The following is a 20785-nucleotide window of genomic DNA, read 5'->3' as shown; positions in this document are numbered from 1 at the left end:
AGGAGACCGCCCATGCTTAACCCCCGGGAGCGCATCGAACGGCAGATGGCCGATCCATGGCTCGTGCGTCTGCACCGTAAACTGAGCGCACTGAAATCCACTGTCACCGTCATGCACACCGGTGCGCATCCGGACGACGAGCAGAACGGTCTTCTTGCCTATTTCCGGATGGAGCTGGGCATGCGGATCATCATCGCCTGCTCGACGCGCGGTGAAGGCGGGCAGAATGCGCTTGGGCCGGAGCGGCTGGGCGCGCTTGGTGTCATCCGGTCGCGGGAGCTGGAGGAGGCGGCCCGCATCATCGATGCGGACATAAGCTGGCTCGGCCATGGCCCGGCGGATATCATCCACGACTTCGGCTTCTCCAAGGATGGCGACCAGACCTTTGGTCGATGGGGGCGGCAGCGCATCGTCGAGCGGCTGGTGCGCGCCTATCGCAAGGAACGGCCCGATATCGTCATTCCGACATTTCTCGATGTGCCGGGACAACACGGGCACCACCGCGCCATGACGCGCGCGGCGAAAAGCGCAATCGCGCTGGCGGCTGATCCTGCCGCCTATCCCGAGCATTTCTCCGAGGGGCTGAAGCCGTGGAAGGTGGCCAAATATTATCTTCCTGCATGGTCTGGTGGTGGTGACACCTATGATGACGAGGTGCCTCCGCCGGAAACGACGCTGACAGTCAAGGCGGTGGGCAAGGAGCGGGCAACCGGCGCGCAATATGACCGCATCGGCGAATGGTCGCGTTATTATCATGCCTCACAGGGAATGGGGCATTGGCCGAAGCGGGCGCAGGAAGCATGGCCACTGCATCTGGAACTCTCCAACGTCGCAGTCGGTGAGGAAAGCTCGATCCTCGACAGCCTGCCGTCGTCGCTGGCTGATCTCTCGGCTTTTCCGGGTCTTACGGCCGATTTGGCAAAGGCGCTGGTTGCGGCCGAACAGGCAATCACTGACGCAATCGATGCCTTTCCCGACACGCAGCGGATCACGGCCTCACTTCTGACGGCGGCAACCCTTTTGCAAGAGGTCGACGAGGCCGCAGCGCCGGACTTCAGGGAGTTGCATGGGCACCGGATCGCGCGCAAACGGGCGCAGGTCGATGCCGCTATCCTGACAGCGCTCGATCTTTTCGAGCGGGCCTATGCCGAGCCAGCCGAGATCGTTCCGGGTGGGACGTCATCTCTCTATGTGGAACTCGCGGGAAAGGCGGCTGAATTTGACGTCGAGGTTACCCCCGTCCTTCCGGCTGGCGTATCGTCTTCAGTTCAGTCGCGTGGCCAGACAATGGTCTTCTCGCTTGCCGCCGATCAGGACGCGGCCGTTTCCGGGCTTTACCAGCCCGACTGGAAAGCCTCAGGCGGCAATGGTCATGCCTCGGTGCGCCTGTCCGTAAGGATTGGGGGCAGGGAGGTTTCGGCCGCTTTCGATCTGGAGGAGCCGATTTTCGTGACGCCGGCGCAGTCGCTGACGATTTCGCCCGATGCGCTTCTGGTTCCACTTGGACAGGGGCAGGATTCCCATGTTTTTCAGGCAAACATAAAGGGTGCCGATGCACCGCTGTCTTTCAGGAGTACGGGTGGCTGGAACCTGCGCAAGACCGGCAATAACTGGATTGCCGAGCGTACTGGTGAGGCAGCGGTCGGCCTTGCCCAGATCGAAGCGCTTGTCGGTTCGCAACCTGCCTTCCAGATCACGCCCATCGCATATCCGCATATCGGCCGGGCGCGGTTTCTGGCGCCCTCCGCTCTGAAAATCCTCTCGCTCGATCTCAAGCTGCCCGAGGGCGCGCGCGTCGGTTATATCGGCGGCGGTGCCGACCGGGTCGGGTCATGGCTTTCGCGCATGGGTCTTGATGTCACCGAACTCGATGCGCAGGCGCTTGGCGGTGATCTCTCGTCCTTCACGACGATTGTTGTGGGCATCTTCGCCTTCGGCATTCGCAAGGATCTGGCTGCGGCAACCGAAAGGCTTCACCGCTTCGTCGAAGAGGGCGGCCATCTTGTCACGCTCTATCACCGGCCGACCGACGGATGGAGCCCTGAGACGACGCCCGTCAGGCGGCTTGAGATCGGTAAGCCTTCCCTGCGTTGGCGGGTGACGGACCCTAATGCGGAGGTGACGGTGCTATTGCCCGATCATCCATTGCTTGTTGGGCCCAACACGATCGGTGCTGCCGACTGGACGGGCTGGGACAAGGAGCGCGGGCTCTATTTCGCTGCGCGCTGGGATGATGCTTATGAACCCCTGCTCGCCATGCACGATGTCGATGAACAGCCTCTGAAAGGGGCGCTGGTCTCGGCGGCCATTGGCATGGGCCGGCATACGCATACAAGCCTCGTGCTGCACCACCAGATGGACAAGCTGGTGCCGGGGGCATTTCGCCTCATGGCAAACCTTGTGCAACCCGCGTGAATGGCCAGGACCAGAGTGAAAAACAGGAAAACCCGCGCGAAAACGATGCTCGCGCGGGCATCGGCTGGCTGCTCATGGATATGGCCCTCGTTTCGGGTGGAATGACAGCCCTTGTCAAGGCGCAGGGTGTGACCTATCCGGCATTCCAGCTTGTCTTCATAAGAGCGATGATCGGCCTGATTTTCATCCTGCCGCTTATCTGGCGACACCGGGGGGAAATGGCGCGCGTCAAATATCCCTGGCGCAACCTTTTCCGAATCTGCTGCAACGCCATTGCACTCACCAGCAACTTCGTCGCCATCACCCTCTTGCCGCTCGCCACCGTCAATGCTGTCGGCTTCTCACGCCCGCTGGTGACGATGGCCATGGCGGTTGTCTTTCTCGGTGAAAAGGTAAGCCGATATCGCTGGGTCGGCGCTTGCCTCGCATTTGTTGGCGTTCTTGTAGTCATCGGGCCGGGCGGCGCGGAGATTAACGCAGGCGTGCTCGTCGTCCTCGTCTCCGTCGTGTTCGGCGCGCTTGCGGTGATCCAGACCCGGGCGCTGCGGCAGGAAAACACCACTGTCATGATGGTGTTCTACACGGTGGGTCTTGCCGTCATTACCGCCGTTCCGGCGATCTGGACGTGGAAACCGGTCATGCCGCTCGACTGGGGGGCGTTGCTCGCCATCGGCCTGCTTGCGCAAATGGGACAATATTGCTTCCTGCGGGCCTATCGCATCGCTGACGCCAGTGTTCTGGCGCCCGTTGGATATCTGTCGATTTTGTTCGTGACCGCTGTGGGATACTTCCTGTTTGACGAGGTGCCCGAAGCCCGTGTTGTTCTTGGCATTGCCATCATTCTCGTCTCCTTGCAGGCAACCGCCTTTGCGGAATATCTTTTGAGGAAGTTGCGCGGCCGGCGGTGACAGGTGCCGCTTTTATCTTTGACGCGCCAGAACGCTCAGCCGGATCCAGCCCAGTGTCGCGCGCTTGAAGCGATCGTAAAACGAACGGGCAAACCGCACATATCGCATGATCCATGCGAACCAGGCGTAGGTGAGGAGCTTCTCCCGACCGGCGTGGTAAATGCGCTCGACAATCAGGAACGTGGCGAGGTGAGCGAGGATCGTCAGCGCAATTCCCGTTTTGACGGTGCCGTGCGCGATGAGGAGCAGGCCGATGATTTTCATCGGTTCGGCGATGGCAAATGGCACCGCCAGCAAAAGAAGAATGGCAAGACGCGGTAATCCGCCAATCCGGCTTTCCAGTTTCCTGATGAATGTCAGTCTGGATATCGCCTTGATGATCGGCCGATAGAGCGGGCGAAAAATGCCGTCGAGGATCAGGGCAAACACGATGATTGCCCGAAGCGGAAAGATGAGGATCTTCCTGATTTTGTTGTTCACCTCATTCGGTCTCCAAAAGGGGCTGTATGGCCAATTCTTAATCGCCTGAAACGTGGCAAAACGAAGTTATTTTTTACGATCTGCTCTGCTGAACGCTCGCATACATGCCGGTGGTGCGGAATTCGCTTGGATTGATGCCATATAGCCTGCGGAAGACCTTCGAGAAATAGTTCGGGTCTTCGAAGCCGCATAGCACGGATACCTCCTTGATGGGGATGTTTTCGGCTGTGGTGAGAAGCTTGGCTGCCCGTCTCAACCGTCGCTGCAATACAAATTCGGCCGGTGGCAGGCCTTCGCTTGCCGTGAAGATGCGGGAAAAATGCGCACGGCTGAGGCCGGCGACCGCGGCAAGATCGCTGACGGAAAGACGCTCTCCGAGATGCCCGTCTATATAGCTCAGCACCTGCTGCATGGTGCGATATTCACCGCCAAAGGAGGGATGCGAGCCGAACACGTCGTCATAAAGCGTCATCGCCGCTTCATAGGCGACGGCGGAGGCCGCCCCTGGTGTTTCCGCGCCGTTGACGAGGCGCGAGCAACAATGGGCGAGATGATCGACGGTTTCCTGTTGCAGCTTGAGGATCGGCCCGGTGACGGCAAGAATATTGCGGTGAATGCGCAAGGCCTCCTCGCCATTCATGGAGATCCAGAAGAACTCCCATTGCTTTCCCGCTTCCAGCCAGTAGCGATGATTGTGCGGGATGAGCAGCAGGAGGGTTTCGCCCGGCTTCACCACGTAATGACGGTTCTCGTAACGAAGGTTTCCCTGTCCGCCAATGCAATATTGCAGCACAGTGAATGGTGTCTGTCCGCGCTTTCGTCCGTCCCAGTCATAATTGCCACTGCTGCGGATTTCATAGCCGCTGCTGGTGGGCATTGTGTGCAGGGTCTGGCGGCCGCGGGGCAGCGAGACGGTCCGCATCCCCGGCCCCTGATCGATCAAATCGCGCAGCACAAAATTACCCATGAAAGCATAATCCTTCTCTGGTTCCGCTCGTCATTATACGCATAATCCCGAACCGAGGAGACAGCCAGCACGATATTGTTGCGGAGAATTTTTCAGGAGTGCCGGTTTTCCGGGGTTCTTACAGGTATATTCTCGCATCGCCTTATTATGATCGTTTGGCCCGTTTCACCCGTTCGATTTGCAACAGAGGTGGCGTTATGAGTTTCAAAATCGCTATAATCGGCGCCGGAAGCGTCGGATTCACGAAAAAACTGTTCACCGATCTCCTGTGCGTGCCGGAGTTTCGCGACATCGAGGTCGCGCTGACGGATATCAGCCAGCACAATCTGGATATGATCAGGGCGATCCTCGACAAGGTCGTGGAAGCCAACGGTTTTCCGGTGAAAGTGACAGCGCATACCGACCGCCGTCGCGCGCTTGAGGGTGCGAAATACATCATTAGCTGTGTGCGGGTCGGCGGTCTGGAAGCCTATGCGGACGACATCCGTATTCCGCTGAAATACGGGATCGACCAGTGCGTCGGTGACACCATCTGCGCCGGCGGCATTCTCTATGGCCAGCGTAACATTCCGGTCATTCTGGATTTCTGCAAGGATATCCGCGAGGTCGCCGCACCTGGTGCCAAGTTCCTGAATTACGCCAACCCCATGGCCATGAATACATGGGCAGCCATCGAATACGGCAAGGTGGATACTGTTGGTCTTTGCCACGGTGTGCAGCACGGTGCGGAGCAGATCGCTGAAATTCTCGGCGCAAAATCCCCGTCCGAACTTGATTACATCTGCTCGGGCATCAACCACCAGACATGGTTCATCGATCTGAGGCTGAATGGCCGCAAGATCGGCAAAGAAGAGCTGGTCGCCGCTTTCGAGGCGCATCCGGTTTTCTCACAGCAGGAAAAGCTGCGCATCGACGTGCTTAAGCGCTTCGGTGTCTATTCGACGGAGAGCAACGGCCATCTGTCCGAATATCTGCCGTGGTACCGCAAGCGCCCGGATGAAATCGCCCGCTGGATCGATATGTCGGACTGGATTCACGGCGAGACCGGCGGTTATCTGCGCCACTCCACCGAGACGCGGAACTGGTTCGAAACGGAATTCCCGCAGTTCCTGGCGTCAGCCGCCAAGCCCATCGAACCGGAGAAGCGCTCCAACGAACATGCGAGCCACATTCTGGAAGCGCTTGAAACCGGGCGTGTCTATCGCGGCCACTTCAACGTCAAGAACAATGGCGTCATAACAAACCTTCCTTCTGATGCGATCATTGAGTCGCCCGGTTTCGTGGATCGTTTCGGCATCAACATGGTCTCGGGTATCACGCTGCCGGAAGCCTGCGCGGCGACCTGCATGGCGTCTATCAACGTGCAGCGCATGTCGGTACATGCGGCGGTCAGCGGCGATATCGATCTTCTGAAGCTTGCCGTGCTGCATGACCCGCTAGTCGGCGCCGTCGCCACTCCGGAGGAGGTCTGGCAGATGGTGGACGAGATGGTCGTCGCACAGGCGCGCTGGCTGCCGCAATATGCGGATGCCGTGCCTGATGCCAAGGAGCGGCTTGCGAAATCCACCGTCAAGACCCGCGACTGGGCGGGTGCGGCGCGCCGCAATGTGCGCTCAATCGAGGAACTACGGGCCGAGAAATCGGCGCTGAAAAAGGCCGTTTGAAGGAAAAGGCATGGGAACAGGCCGGTGGTGAAAAGGGAGTTCGCCGCCGTGGCTATCGCGACAACAGAGGGTTGGCGGTCGAAGAGCTGCCATTTGGGAGGAATGACGATGCAACTTCAACGCAAGATCGGTATCATCTCGGCATTGGGTCTTGGTGTTTCGATGGTCGCACTCAGTGCGAACGCCTTCGAAACCACCACGCCGCCGGAGCCGCCGCAGTTTCCGGCGGAAGGCAAGATCAATTATGTGGCGCGCGACTCGATCCTCGAATTCAAGGCCCTGCCTGATTACAGCGAGCCAGACTGGATCACCGAAAAATTCGAGAAGACAGGCAAGCTGCCGCCCTTGAAGGAACGCTTGCCTGAGGAGCCGCTGGTCTACAAGACCGGCAACATGGTGGATGGCATCGGCGTTTATGGCGATACGATGCGCCATGTGATCGGCGGACGGCCCGAGGGCTGGAACTACATTGCCGGCCAGAGCCAGGGCTGGGGCGGCATCGATATTGCGCTTTCCGAATGCCTGACGCGCACAGCGCCGCTGTTTCAGGTGAATGCCAAGGACACCGAACCGCTGCCCAATCTCGCCAAAGGCTGGGAATGGTCGCAGGATGGCCACAAGCTGACGATGCATCTGGTCAAGGGTGCAAAATGGTCTGACGGTGTGCCGTTCAACGCCGATGACGTCATGTTCTACTGGGAAGACGCGGTTCTCGATCCCAACGTGTCGCCGCTCGGCGGCGGCGCGTCGCCTGAAGCCTTCGGCGAAGGCACCACGCTCAAAAAGATCGATGACTATACGGTGGAGTGGACTTTCAAGACCGCTTTCCCGAAGCAATATCTCTATACCATGGCTTATCCGAGCTTCTGCCCCGGACCGGCGCATATTCTGAAACCACAGCACCCGAAATATTCCAAGAACACCTATAACCAGTTCAAGAACGCCTTTCCGCCGGAATATATGAACATGCCTGTAATGGGTGGTTGGGTGCCGGTGGAATATCGCCCCGACGACATCATCGTGCTCAGGCGCAATCCATACTACTGGAAGGTCGACGAGAAGGGCCAGCAGCTGCCTTATCTCAACGAGCTTCATTACAAGCTCTCCACCTGGGCCGATCGCGATGTGCAGGCTGTGGCGGGATCGGGCGATTTCTCCAATCTCGAGCAGCCGGAGAATTTCGTCGCTTCGCTGAAACGCGCAGCTGACACGAATGCGCCGGCTCGCCTTGCCTTCGGGCCACGCCTGATCGGCTATAATCTGCAGATGAACTTTTCCGCCAATGGCTGGGGCAATCCGGACGAGCGCGGGCAGGCCATTCGCGAGCTGAACCGCAACGAGGTGTTCCGTCAGGCGGTGACCTCGGCCCTCGATCGCAAGGCAATCGGCGACTCCCTAGTCAAGGGCCCGTTCACGGCGATCTATCCGGGTGGCATTTCCTCGGGCACCGGTTTTTACGATCGCAATTCCACGGTCTATTACCCCTTCAACCTTAAGGAAGCGAAAGCCGCCCTTGCATCAATCGGCCTGAAGGACACCGATGGCGACGGCTTCTTGAACTTCCCGAAGGAGACACTGGGCGGACGAAACGTCGAGATCATTCTTCTGGTCAATAACGGCTACACGACCGACAAGAGCATCGCGGAAGGCCTTGTCGGGCAAATGGCGAAACTTGGCCTTCGCCTCGTCATCAACAGCCTTGATTCCAACCAGCGCGATGCGGCCCATTATGGCGGTCAGTTCGACTGGCTGGTGCGCCGCAACTCCACCGAGCTTTCGTCCGTGGTGCAGAATACCGAGCAGTTGGCACCCGTTGGCCCGCGCACCAGCTGGAACCATCGCGCACCTGAAGGCAAGGAACTAGATCTGATGCCGTTCGAAAAGGAGATGGCCGATATCGTGCGCAAATTCATCTCCTCGCAGGACAATGCCGAGCGGGCGGAACTGATGAAGCAATATCAGAAGGTCTACACGCAGAACCTCTACACGATCGGGCTTACCGAATATCCCGGCGCGCTCATCGTGAACAAGCGGTTCTCGAATGTGCCGCAGGGCACGCCGATCTTCATGTTCAACTGGGCTGAAGACGCCATCATCCGCGAACGCCTTTGGGTCGCGGCCGACAAGCAGGGCAAATACGAGCTTTTCCCCGAGCAGCTTCCCGGCAAGCCGGGTGAGGGCGGCCCGATCAACTAGAACTCCTCCCGGAGAAAACCCGGTACCGGTCGCGCGTGAAGCGCGACCGGAGACACACGGACTAGCCAAGCGGAGGATACCCGTTCGATGCTGAGATTCCTGACAATACGCATAGGCTCCGCCATTCCGGTGCTGCTTATCCTGAGCGTGGTGACATTCGCCATCATTCAGGCGCCACCCGGCGACTATGCTGACTACATCCGCTCGCAATTGATGAACCAGGGCGGTGCGTCCTTCGAACAGGCGGAAGCGCAGGCGCAGGCCTACCGCATCGAACACGGTCTCGATAAGCCGATCGTCGTGCAATATTTCAACTGGATCGGCGGCATCATCACACGCGGCGATTTCGGCTACAGCTTCTATTACAACAAGCCGGTTGCCGATGTGGTCGGCGAACGCCTGCCGCGCACCATCGCACTCGCCCTTGTCTGCCACATTCTTTCATCGCTTCTCGGCACCGGTTTCGGCATCTGGGCTGCCACTAGACAATATTCCTGGATCGATAATCTGCTTTCGACCGTCGCCTTCCTCGGCATGACCATTCCGCGCTTCCTGATGGCGCTGATCCTCGTCTACCTGATGGTGTTTCATTTCGACGTGTCGGAAATCGGCAGCTTCTTTTCGCCGCAATATGGCGGTGCGCCATGGTCATGGGGGAAGTTCGTCGATCTCGTCAGCCATGTCTGGCCGGTGGTTGCCATCGCCGTTTTCGGTGGCCTTGCCTATAATATGCGGGTAATGCGCGGCAATCTGCTGGACACGCTGAACGCCCAATATGTGGAGACGGCGCGCGCCAAGGGCCTTTCGGAAGGCGCGGTCATCATGCGCCACGCCGTGCCGAACGCCGTGCATCCGCTCATTATGTATCAGGGCGTCGTGCTGCCCTACATGCTGAGCGGCGAAATCGAAACTGCGATCATCTTTGCGCTGCCGACCGTCGGTCCCGCCATCGTCGGGTCCATGGCGGTCGGCGATGTCTATGTCACCGCAACCTTCATGATGGTGCTGGCCGCCACGCTCATCGTCGGCAACATCATCGCCGACATGCTGCTCGCCATGCTCGACCCGCGTGTGCGCGAATTCGGGAGGGCTTGAGATGGTGGCCGTTGACGAACTCAAGAATGAATCGGCTGCCGCACCGAAGCCCGAGCGGGGTGTTCAGGGTAACGAGACCTATCTCGCTCTGGTGTGGCGGCGCCTCAGACGCTCTTTCACCGGCATGGTGGGGCTGGTGCTGGTGGTGCTGTTGATCACGATCTCAGTCTTCGCCGATTTCTTCGCGCCAATGAACCCGCTTGAAACCAATGACAGTTTCTCCCCGCCGCAGGTGGTGCGGTTCTCCGACAAGGACGGCAATATCAGCCTGTTCCCTCGGGTCTATGCCACCGCTGAAACGGACGAGCTCGATCCGGTGACGTTCCAGCCTATTGTCGGCCCGGATTACGACAATCCGCTTTATCTCGGCTTTTTCGTGAAAGGCGCGGAATATCGGCTGTTCGGCCTCATCCCGGCAAACCGGCACTTCTTCGGCACCACGGACGGGCAGCCGGTGCATTTTCTCGGAACCGACAAGTTCGGACGCGATGTGCTGTCACGCGCCATTTATGGCTCGCGCATCTCGCTTGCCATCGCGCTCAGTGTCGTCACCATCGTTACCGTCATCGGCACCAGCGTCGGGTTGATCTCAGGATATTTCGGCGGGCCGCTGGATGCATGGGTGCAGCGTTTCGTGGAAGTGGTTCTGGCCTTTCCTCAGTTGCCGCTCTATCTCGCCTTGACGTCGCTTATCCCGGTCACCGCCCCGACGACTGTTTTCCTCCTCTTCGTGGTCGGCGTCATGTCGGCGCTCGGCTGGGCGCAGATGTCTCGCGAAGTGCGCGGCAAGACGCTGGCGCTGGCGCGTATCGATTATGTCCGCGCCGCGATCGCGGTCGGCGCCACCGACCGGCGCATTATCTTCCAGCACATCCTGCCGAATGTGATGAGCCATGTGATCGTTGCCGTCACGCTGCATATTCCAAGCGTCGTGCTGCTCGAATCCTTCCTTGGCTTTCTCGGTTTCGCGGTCAAGCCGCCGCTGATCTCCTGGGGGCTGATGCTTCAGGATACGGCCACCTATTCAGTCATTGGTTCCTATCCATGGATCCTTGCGCCGGTCGGCTTTGTGCTGGTCACCGTTTTTGCCTTCAACGCGCTGGGCGATGGCCTTCGCGATGCTGTCGATCCCTATTGAGAGGTGCGTAACATGGTTGCTGCACAGAACACCTACGCCCCTGCCATCCGCTTCGATGCTGATAATCGAAACGACCAGGCCATCATCGATGCACGCAATATTGCCGTGACTTTCAAGGTTGAGCACGGCACGGTGGAGGCAGTGAAGGACATTTCCTTCCAGCTTTACCGGGGGGAGACGATCGCCATCGTTGGCGAATCCGGTTCGGGAAAATCGGTGACCGCCCGCACCATCATGGGGCTTTTGACGAAGCGGGCCTCGGTTTCGAAAACCGCGACCGTGCGCTTCAACGGCGACGACATCCTGAAATTTTCAAGCCGCCAGCGGCGGGCGTTGCGCGGCAACCGTATCTCGATGATCTTTCAGGAGCCGATGAGTTCGCTGAACCCGATCTATACGATCGGCAGTCAGATCGTCGAGGCGATCCGCGTCCACTCGAAGCTGAGCAGGAAGCAGGCCGAAGCGAGGGCGCTCGATCTTTTGCGGCAGGTGCAGATTCCGGAACCCGAGGCGCGGCTGAAGCAATATCCGCACCAGCTTTCAGGCGGTCAACGGCAGCGTGTCATGATCGCCATGGCGCTCTCCAACGATCCGGATGTGCTGATCGCCGACGAACCCACCACAGCACTGGATGTGACAGTACAGGCGCAGATCCTCAACCTCATACGCGATCTGCAGAAGAAGCGCGGCATGGCCGTGGTGCTCATCACCCATGACCTGACGATCGTGAAGCAGTTTTCCGATTACGTCTACGTCATGCAGCATGGCGAGATGCGTGAGCACAACACCACTGAGCGGCTGTTTGCAGCGCCGAACCACCCCTATACCCGAAAGCTGCTTGCTTCCGAGCCGCATGGCACCGCCAAACCATTGCCGGAAAATTCCGGTGTGCTGCTGACGGCGAATGGCGTGCGGGTGTCGTTCATGATGCGCTACGGTGGCCTGTTCAAGCCGGAATTGAAGGAACTTGTTGCCGTCGACGATCTTGGTCTTACCCTCAAGCGCCATGAAACGCTGGGAATTGTCGGCGAATCCGGGTCTGGCAAAACGACCTTTGGCCAATCCCTGTTGCGGCTGAACGAGCCGGTGGCCGGAGAGGTGATTTTCGATGGCGAGAGGGTCGACGGCCGCTCCCGGTCTCAAATGCGGCCTCTGCGCTCTCGCATGCAGGTCGTCTTTCAGGACCCTTTCGCCTCGCTCAATCCACGCATGACCATCGGCCAGATCATCGAGGAAGGGCTGGTTATCAACGGGCTTGGTAAAACCAAGGCCGAAAGGCTGGAGCGGGTGCGCGACGCGCTGGAAGCGGCAGGCATGCCCGGCAACATCCTCTCGCGTTTCCCGCACGAGTTCTCAGGCGGCCAGCGCCAGCGCATCGCCATCGCGCGTGCAGTCGCGCTGGAGCCGGAATTCATCCTGCTCGATGAGCCGACCTCGGCGCTCGACCTTTCCGTTCAGGCGCAGATCATAGACCTGCTGCGCAAGCTGCAGGACGAGCGGGGCTTGAGCTACCTGTTCATCTCGCACGACCTGAAGGTCGTTCGGGCTCTCTGCCACCGCGTCATCGTCATGCAGCGCGGCAGGATCGTGGAGGAAGGCCCCGTCGAGGAGGTGCTGAACCGCCCGAAAACCGAATACACCCAGCGGCTCGTCCGGGCCGCCTTTGAAATCGCATAGTTCAAGATGCCGGAGGCAAATATGGCACGAGATCCCAAGATCACATTTATCGGCGCAGGTTCCACGGTGTTCATGAAGAACATCATCGGCGACGTGCTGCAACGTCCGGCCCTTTCCGGCGCAACGATCGCGCTGATGGACATCAACCGCGAAAGGCTGGAAGAAAGCGCCATCGTCGTCAACAAGCTGATTTCGACGCTCGGGGCAAAGGCGAAAGCCGAGACTTTTACAGACCAGAAAAAGGCGCTCGCCGGTGCCGATTTCGTCGTCGTCGCCTTCCAGATCGGCGGATACGAGCCCTGCACAGTCACCGATTTCGAGGTGCCGCGTAAACATGGCCTGCGCCAGACCATTGCCGATACGCTTGGTGTCGGCGGCATAATGCGGGGCCTGCGCACCGTGCCGCATCTGTGGAAGATTTGCGAGGATATGCTCGCCGTCTGCCCCAATGCGATCATGCTGCAATATGTCAACCCGATGGCGATCAACACCTGGGCGATTGCGGAGAAATACCCGACAATCCGGCAGGTCGGCCTTTGCCATTCGGTGCAGGGCACGGCCATGGAACTCGCCCATGACCTCGATATTCCCTACGAGGAAATCCGCTATCGTTCGGCCGGCATCAACCACATGGCGTTTTTCCTGGAATTCGAGCACCGCCAGTCTGATGGCAGCTACAAGAACCTCTATCCCGATCTCGTACGAGGCTATCGCGAAGGCCGTGCGCCGAAGCCCGGCTGGAACCCGCGCTGCCCCAACAAGGTGCGGTACGAGATGCTGACGCGTCTCGGCTACTTCGTTACCGAAAGTTCCGAGCATTTCGCCGAATACACACCCTATTTCATCAAGGAGGGGCGCGAGGACCTGATCGAGAAATTCGGTATTCCGCTCGATGAATATCCCAAGCGCTGCATCGAGCAGATCGAGCGCTGGAAGGGGCAGGCGGCGGCCTATCGCTCAGCCGAAAAGATCGAGGTCAAGCAATCCAAGGAATATGCCTCCTCCATCATCAACTCGGTCTGGACCGGCGAACCGTCTGTCATCTACGGCAACCAGCGCAACAATGGCTGCATCACCTCGCTGCCATCAGATTGCGCGGCGGAAGTGCCCTGCCTTGTCGATCATAACGGCGTGCAACCAACCTTCATCGGGGAATTGCCGCCGCAGCTGACCGCGCTGATGCGCACAAACATCAACGTGCAGGAGCTGACGGTGCGGGCGCTGATGAGCGAAAACCGTGAGCATATCTTCCACGCGGCGATGATGGACCCGCATACGGCAGCGGAACTCGATCTCGACCAGATCTGGCAGCTGGTGGACGATCTTCTTGTCGCGCACCGGGACTGGTTGCCGGAATGGACGCAGGTGGAGATGAAGCGGGCGCGGGCGGTGTAAGGAACGCAACGGCTGCGTTGACGGCAGGCTGGCGCACCTTGCGTGGCGTTCGCCGGTTGTCATTCCGCTATAGATTTAACGTCATCCTCGGGCTCGTCCCGAGGAACCAACCACCTAGCAGAAAATGATAGCTAGCAGATGCTCGGGACAGGGCCGAGCATGACGAAGTGGGTTTTAGTCCTTCATCCACTTGACGTGTGTCAAAGCCTCGAAGCGCTCCCTCACCTAAACAGTCCCTAGCAACCTGTCTTCTCGCTCCAATATGGGAAATATCAGGTGGGATTTATGAACGTAAAGGTGGCTGGCTTCTTCGGTTTTATCGTATTACGGTTGAAACTCGAAGGGTTCATGGGGAAGACGGATGTCTAAAAAAGGCTTGCTCGTTGGTCTGGCGGTTGGGGTTATTGCCGTTGCTGCCTATTTCGCCTGGTCGAAGTTGACGGCAGAGGGTCTGCCCTCCGGTTTCGTTTCCAGTAACGGCCGGATCGAGGCGGTCGAGATCGATATTTCCACCAAAACCGCCGGCCGTCTTCAGGACATCATGGCGCGCGAAGGCGATTTCGTGAAGGCAGGGCAGGTGCTTGCCCAGATGGATACTGCCCAGCTGGAGGCCAAAAAGCGTCAGGCGGAAGCGCAGCTTCGTCGCGCAAAGATCGCAATCGATACCGCCCATAGCCTCGTTGCCCAGCGGGAGGCGGAAAAGACCTCGGCGCTTGCGGTGGTGGAACAGCGCAAGGCCCAGCTTGATTCGGCGTCCAAGACCTATGCGCGCTCAAGACAGCTGTTGACCGGCAATGCCGTGTCGCAGCAGATCGTCGATGACAGTGAGGCGGCAGAACAGTCCGCCCGCGCCACTCTTGCCTCGGCGCAGGCCTCGCTTGCCGCCTCTGATGCGGCAATCAACGCCGCCAAGGCACAGATCGTCGATGCGGAAGCGGCTGTCGATGCCGCGCAGGCCGATATTGAGAGCATCGAGACAGACATAGCCGATGCGACGCTGAAATCACCCCGCGACGGCCGTGTGCAATATCGCATCGCCCAGCCCGGCGAGGTGCTTTCCGCCGGCGGGCGGGTTCTCAACCTCGTCGATCTCGGTGACGTCTACATGACGTTCTTCCTGCCCACGGCTGAGGCTGGCCGTACATCCATGGGCTCGGATGTGCGCCTGATACTGGACGCAGCGCCGCAATATACCATTCCCGCCAAGGTTTCCTTCGTCGCCGATGTGGCGCAATTCACGCCAAAGACGGTGGAAACCGAGGAGGAGCGCCAGAAGCTTACCTTCCGGGTGCGGGCGCAAATTCCGCAGGAGCTGCTGCAGAAATATATTCAGTATGTCAAAACCGGTCTTCCCGGCATGGCCTATGTCCGGCTTGATCCGCAGGCCGTCTGGCCGGAGAATCTCGAACGCAATCTTGTGAAGTGAGAGTGGCCGCGATGGTCACACCCTCCGCGACGAATACTAAAAATCCCGGCGCGCCAGTCGCGCGGTTGACGGATGTACGGCTGGCGTTTGGCAGCACGGTTGCGCTTGCCGATATATCGGTCGAAATTCCCGCCGGACGGATGATCGGCCTTATCGGGCCTGACGGTGTCGGCAAGTCCAGCCTCCTCTCTCTGGTTTCCGGCGCCCGGGCTATACAGAAAGGCAAGGTGGAGGTCCTCGGCGGCGATATGTCCGATCCGCGCCACCGCGAGGATACTTGCCCGCGCATCGCCTATATGCCGCAGGGCCTCGGCAAGAACCTCTATCCAACCCTCTCGGTCTTCGAAAATATCGACTTTTTTGGCAGGCTGTTCGGGCAGGACGGCAGGGAGAGAAAGGCACGTATTGCCGAGTTGCTGAAGAGCACCGGCCTTGAACCTTTTGCCGACCGGCCGGCAATGAAGCTTTCCGGCGGCATGAAGCAGAAGCTCGGGCTCTGCTGTGCGCTGATCCACGATCCTGACCTGCTCATTCTCGATGAGCCGACGACGGGTGTCGATCCGCTGTCGCGCCGGCAATTCTGGGAGCTGATCGATTCCATCCGCGCCGGTCGTCCGGGTATGAGCGTGATTGTCGCTACGGCCTATATGGAAGAGGCCGCCGGTTTCGACTGGCTGGTCGCCATGGATGGCGGCAAAATTCTTGCCACCGGCTCGCCCACCGAGTTGCTCTACCGCACCTCCGCCGCCAATCTCGATGCAGCCTTCATCGCGCTTCTTCCGGAAGAAAAGCGTAAGGGTTACCACGAGGTGAATATCGCGCCGCGCACGGTGACCGGCGAGGGCGATTATGCCATTGAGGCCTCGCATCTGAGCATGCGTTTCGGTGATTTTACCGCCGTCGACAATGTCAGCTTCAAAATTCCGTGTGGCGAGATTTTCGGTTTTCTCGGCTCGAACGGCTGCGGGAAATCCACCACCATGAAGATGCTGACCGGTCTTCTGGCCGCCAGTGAAGGCGAGGCGAAGCTATTCGGCCACGAGGTGGATGCCAGCGACATGGCGATCCGCCACCGCGTCGGTTACATGAGCCAGGCCTTTTCGCTCTATTCCGAACTCACGGTGCGACAGAACCTCGATTTTCACGCGCGGCTGTTCAAGCTGCCGGAAGCGACCATTCAGCCGCGCATCGCCGAGATGGCAGAGCGCTTTGATCTCGGCACGGTCATGGACACGCTGCCGGACGACCTACCGCTCGGCATCCGGCAAAGACTGTCGCTTGCGGTGGCGATGATCCATTCTCCTGACATTCTCATCCTCGATGAGCCGACCTCCGGCGTCGATCCCGTGGCGCGGGACGGGTTCTGGCAAATCCTAGCCGATCTCTCCCGCAACGATAATGTCACCATCTTCATCTCCACCCATTTCATGAATGAGGCGGAGCGTTGCGATCGGATTTCGCTGATGCATGCCGGCAAGGTGTTGATAAGCGATACGCCTGACGCGATCACCAAAAGCCGTAATGCCGCAACGCTGGAAGAGGCTTTCGTCGCCTATCTCGAGGATGCCTCGGGTGTCAAAAAGGCGGAACCTTCAATAGCGCCCGCTCCGGCAACGGAGGTGGTCCCGACGCAGCATGTTGCACCAGCCCGCAAACGGTTTTTCGATGTCAGGCGCATGTTCAGCTATACGCGCCGCGAGGCGCTGGAACTGCAACGCGATCCCATTCGCGGCACTTTAGCGGTTCTTGGCAGCGTCATCCTGATGTTCGTGATCGGATACGGCATCAATCTCGATGTTGAGGACCTGACCTTCGCGGTACTGGACCGCGACGATTCCACCATCAGCCGCGATTATGTGCTCGATATAGCCGGTTCCCGTTACTTCATCGAGAAAATGCCGATCCGCGACTATGCGGATATGGACCGGCGCATGCGTGACGGGGAACTCAGCCTTTCCATTGAAATTCCACCCGGTTTCGGCCGCGATGTGCTGCGCGGCAAGACGGTGGAGGTCGGCGCTTGGATCGATGGCGCCATGCCGCAACGGGCAGAAACCGTGCGCGGTTACGTGCAGGGCATGCACCAGACATGGTTGGCGCGCAAGGCGAGCGAAATCTATGGCAATGCAGCGACGCAAAGCAGCTTCAGCATCGAAACGCGCTATCGTTACAACCCCGATGTCAAGAGCCTCGTCGCCATGGTGCCGGCGGTCATTCCGCTGCTGCTGATGCTCATTCCCGCCATGCTGGCGGCGCTCAGCGTCGTTCGGGAAAAAGAACTTGGCTCGATCGTCAATCTTTACGTGACGCCGACCACGCGGCTGGAATTCCTGATCGGCAAACAGCTTCCTTATGTGGCGCTCGGCATGCTCAATTTCCTGCTCTTGACGGCATTTGCGATCTTCATCTTCCGGGTGCCGTTTACCGGGAGTTATCTCGCTTACGCGACGGGCGCTTTACTCTTCGTCATCATCGCCACATCCATCGGGCTCGTCATGTCTTCCTTCATGAAGAGCCAGATCGCGGCGATCTTCGGCACGGCCCTGTTGACGCTCATTCCGGCCACACAATACTCGGGCATGATCGATCCCGTTTCGTCGCTGCAGGGGGCGGGGGCCTTTATCGGCAATATCTATCCCGCCACCTATTTCATGACGATCTCACGCGGCACCTTCTCCAAGGGGCTGGATTTCGACGGTCTTTCGGGTTCCTTTCTGCCGCTTCTCATCGCCATTCCGCTGCTGCTCATCGCTGGTGCTACTCTTTTGAGGAAACAGGCGTCATGAGTTTGTTTTCATCCAACATCTTCCAGCTCGGCATCAAGGAACTGCGCGGGCTTGCGCGTGATGGCATGTTGTTGCTGCTGATCGTTTACGCTTTCACGCTGCAAATCTACACCGGTTCCAGCGCGTTGCCCGAAACCCTAAACAACGCCGCCATCGCCATTGTTGATGAGGATCAGTCGCCGCTTTCCGGTCGCATCAGCACGGCGTTTTATCCGCCCTATTTCGCGCCGCCGAAGCAGATTTCCATTGCTGAAATGGACAAGCGCATGGATGCAGGGCTCGACACCTTCGCGCTCAACATTCCGCCGGATTTCCAGCGTCAGCTAATGGCCGGGCAGCACCCTGCCATCCAACTCAATATCGATGCCACCCGCATGAGCCAGGCCTTCAGCGGCGGCGGTTACGTGCAGAACATCGTGACGAGCGAAGTTGAGGAATATGTCAACCGCTATCGCGGCGCGACGACGGTGCCAGTCGATCTGACGCTGCGTTCTCGTTTCAACCCTGAACTGGACAAATCCTGGTTCGGCTCGATCAACAATATCATCACCGCCATCACCATGCTGTCGATCGTGCTGACGGGCGCGGCGCTCATTCGCGAGCGTGAACATGGAACGGTCGAGCATCTGCTGGTCATGCCGGTCACGCCGCTGGAAATCATGCTCAGCAAGGTCTGGTCCATGGGCCTTGTCGTGTTGGTGGCCTCGGCATTTTCCCTTTTCGTTGTCGTTAAGGGGCTGCTCGCTATTCCCATCGAAGGCTCGCTCTCCCTTTTCCTACTTGGAACGGCGTTGCAGCTCTTTGCGATGACCTCGATGGGTATTTTCCTGGCAACAGTGGCGGGTTCCATGCCGCAATTCGGCATGTTGCTGATCTTGTTCCTGCTGCCGCTGCAGGTGCTGTCCGGCGCCATGACGCCGCGCGAAAGCATGCCGGATATCATCCAGTACCTCATGCTGCTCGCACCCAACACTCATTTCGTAATTCTGGCGCAATCGGTGCTTTTCAGGGGGGCGGGGCTGGATGTGGTCTGGCCGCAATTGCTGGCGCTGCTTGCGATAGGCTCTGCACTCTTCATTTTTGCGCTTCGCCGCTTCCGGCGGTTCCTGCGCTGACCGGCGGACATTAGCCCGTTTTCCAGCATTTGCGAACGAGTTGAATTAATTGTGTTCGGTAACGGTATGTTCGCCCTCCGGGAATATGCCTATGAGGACGGTTGGGTAAAAGAGGGCTTTGTTGAGGAGTAGCAAATGAATATCGCAGGACGTCTGTCACTCACGGCCATGATCGCACTGGCCACGACACCATCCCTCGCATCGGAGGATATGGCTTCGCAGACGAGTGAAGCGATATTTGGTTTCGGTGGTGTTTTAACGAAAGAAGACATGTTGAAAAGCGCTGCCCTCGTTCCCGTGGAATACGAAAAGAATGCCATTCTGGGTGGCGGTTATCAGTTCTATCCCTATCGCATCGGCAATGTGAAGCTGGGCGGTGAAATCGGCGTTGCCGTCAGGTTTGGCAAGGGGTTCACCGGTGAAGTCTGGGCAGGACCTGTCGCGCGTTATGACAAGATCAGGCTCGGGGATCGGTTGTTCGTTTCGCCGAGTTTCACGGCGGGTCTGAGCCTCGTCTCGGATGCGCAGCCGGGGCGGGAGAGGCAAGAAGAAATCAAGGACAACGGCAACGCCAATGTCCTGTTTTACCTCGGCCCGGAAATCAACGTTTCCTTCAGCGAAGAATCCTCGACGGAGTTCTTCTGGCGGCTTCACCACCGTTCCGGCGGCGGCAAGACGCTGGGCAATATGAAGGGCGCGACGAATGCCAATGTGTTTGGCGTTCGCTACAAGTTCTGACGACGTGGTGTCGGTAGTGGCCCCCGATATGACTGAATTTACGCCATACTTCTGTTTTTCCGCGCCCCTCGGAGGATGACCCTTGCACTCAGCGCATGGGTGGCCTGCCTTATTCTGTCTGTTCTTTGGTCCCGACAAGGCGCATATAAGGGACATCAAAGGACGCCGGAACGAAACGTTACTGACGTCGCCAACACCTTGAAAGGGTAATGTCATGAACGTAGCACGCAGCTTTAATAACTGGCGCAAGTATCGTCAGACCGTCAACGAACTGGGCCGCATGAGCAGCCGCGAACTGCACGATCTCGGTATCGACCGTAGCCAGATCAACAGCGTCGCCCGCGCCGCCGTCGGCAAGTAATCAGGCAGCTATTGCCGCTTTTGAATGACTAAACGCCCGCTTCGCGGGCGTTTTTGTTTTTGGCGAACCGTCGACGCTTGTGTCTCCCACGGGGCATGCCGTGCAAAGGCGAAAATCAGCCTGTTGCATTGATGTTTCGGGTTGGAAAAATCGCCATGCGTTTGATGCATGTCTGAGGTGCAAGCTTGTGTCTGTGAAATGCAGAAAAAAATGATATCTTCAAATCATCGAAACGGATGTACCTCCTCCCACATTCTTTCGGTAATGCGGGTGATCCTACTCCTCCTCCCAAGGATTGCCCCGGGGACAGCGGTTTCCTCCTCCCATATCGCTGTTCAATCTTTCAAGAAGCCTGCCGCACCTCCTCCCGCGGCAGGCTTTTTTGTTTTCAGCGCCGGGCGCCGTTTTCAGGCAACCCGCTTTT

15 protein-coding genes are annotated in these 20785 nt (G+C 58.7%); 13 read left to right on the top strand and 2 right to left on the bottom strand.

Annotation, left to right across the window (positions count from 1 at the left end; genetic code table 11):
• Window positions 1-12: 12 nt before the first annotated feature.
• Together T18_RS13075 and T18_RS13070 are read left to right on the top strand one after the other, a co-directional pair.
• Window positions 13-2415 (top strand): PIG-L family deacetylase, encoded by a 2403-nt coding sequence (locus tag T18_RS13075; RefSeq protein WP_038495385.1) that lies wholly within the window; start codon window positions 13-15, stop codon window positions 2413-2415.
• Window positions 2412-3323, top strand: coding sequence for a DMT family transporter (locus tag T18_RS13070; RefSeq protein ID WP_038495388.1), 912 nt, complete (start codon window positions 2412-2414; stop codon window positions 3321-3323). Before T18_RS13075 ends, T18_RS13070 begins: the two co-directional genes overlap by 4 nt.
• 12 nt (window positions 3324-3335) lie before the next feature.
• Here T18_RS13070 and T18_RS13065 read toward each other — a convergent pair whose 3' ends face one another.
• Both T18_RS13065 and T18_RS13060 read right to left on the bottom strand, forming a co-directional pair.
• Window positions 3336-3803 (bottom strand): hypothetical protein, encoded by a 468-nt coding sequence (locus T18_RS13065; RefSeq protein WP_035200397.1) that lies wholly within the window; start codon window positions 3801-3803, stop codon window positions 3336-3338.
• 73 nt (window positions 3804-3876) lie between these two features.
• Window positions 3877-4770, bottom strand: a complete 894-nt coding sequence (locus tag T18_RS13060; RefSeq protein WP_013761096.1) for an AraC family transcriptional regulator — start codon at window positions 4768-4770, stop codon at window positions 3877-3879.
• Between the two features lie 197 nt (window positions 4771-4967).
• Here T18_RS13060 and T18_RS13055 point away from each other — a divergent pair, with 197 nt between their 5' ends.
• The 11 genes from T18_RS13055 (at window position 4968) to T18_RS13005 (ending at window position 20361) form a co-directional block, all read left to right on the top strand.
• Window positions 4968-6434 (top strand): alpha-glucosidase/alpha-galactosidase, encoded by a 1467-nt coding sequence (locus T18_RS13055; RefSeq protein ID WP_013761095.1) that lies wholly within the window; start codon window positions 4968-4970, stop codon window positions 6432-6434.
• A gap of 108 nt (window positions 6435-6542) precedes the next feature.
• Complete coding sequence (locus T18_RS13050; protein WP_038495391.1) at window positions 6543-8630, top strand: ABC transporter substrate-binding protein; 2088 nt, start codon at window positions 6543-6545, stop codon at window positions 8628-8630.
• Window positions 8631-8717: 87 nt separating this feature from the next.
• The gene (locus T18_RS13045; protein ID WP_038495396.1) at window positions 8718-9725 is read left to right on the top strand and encodes an ABC transporter permease; all 1008 of its coding nucleotides are present in this window, start codon (window positions 8718-8720) and stop codon (window positions 9723-9725) included.
• A 1-nt stretch (window position 9726) separates the two neighbouring features.
• On the top strand, window positions 9727-10863 hold the full coding sequence (locus tag T18_RS13040) for an ABC transporter permease (RefSeq protein WP_004431275.1): 1137 nt from the start codon (window positions 9727-9729) through the stop codon (window positions 10861-10863).
• 12 nt (window positions 10864-10875) lie between these two features.
• Entirely contained in the window at window positions 10876-12540 is a 1665-nt protein-coding gene (locus T18_RS13035) for an ABC transporter ATP-binding protein (RefSeq protein WP_035200401.1), read from the top strand.
• A gap of 21 nt (window positions 12541-12561) precedes the next feature.
• On the top strand, window positions 12562-13935 hold the full coding sequence (locus tag T18_RS13030) for an alpha-glucosidase/alpha-galactosidase (protein ID WP_038495936.1): 1374 nt from the start codon (window positions 12562-12564) through the stop codon (window positions 13933-13935).
• A 361-nt stretch (window positions 13936-14296) separates the two neighbouring features.
• Window positions 14297-15361: an HlyD family secretion protein gene (locus tag T18_RS13025; protein ID WP_038495399.1), complete on the top strand. Its 1065-nt coding sequence runs from the start codon at window positions 14297-14299 to the stop codon at window positions 15359-15361.
• A gap of 11 nt (window positions 15362-15372) precedes the next feature.
• Window positions 15373-18147, top strand: coding sequence for a ribosome-associated ATPase/putative transporter RbbA (gene rbbA, locus T18_RS13020; protein WP_075807686.1), 2775 nt, complete (start codon window positions 15373-15375; stop codon window positions 18145-18147).
• A complete protein-coding gene (locus T18_RS13015; protein WP_004431287.1) occupies window positions 18144-19262 on the top strand; it encodes an ABC transporter permease in 1119 nt (372 codons plus the stop codon). Before rbbA ends, T18_RS13015 begins: the two co-directional genes overlap by 4 nt.
• A 135-nt stretch (window positions 19263-19397) precedes the next feature.
• Window positions 19398-20000, top strand: a complete 603-nt coding sequence (locus tag T18_RS13010; protein WP_038495406.1) for a hypothetical protein — start codon at window positions 19398-19400, stop codon at window positions 19998-20000.
• Between the two features lie 214 nt (window positions 20001-20214).
• Window positions 20215-20361: a DUF1127 domain-containing protein gene (locus T18_RS13005; protein ID WP_004431290.1), complete on the top strand. Its 147-nt coding sequence runs from the start codon at window positions 20215-20217 to the stop codon at window positions 20359-20361.
• The last annotated feature ends 424 nt before the right edge of the window (window positions 20362-20785 follow it).

This window comes from Rhizobium sp. TBD182 (assembly GCF_001950375.1).
Lineage (GTDB): Bacteria > Pseudomonadota > Alphaproteobacteria > Rhizobiales > Rhizobiaceae > Agrobacterium > Agrobacterium tumefaciens.
The sequence above is the reverse complement of the archived record's forward strand: the minus strand, read 5'-3'. Positions and strand labels throughout refer to the sequence as shown.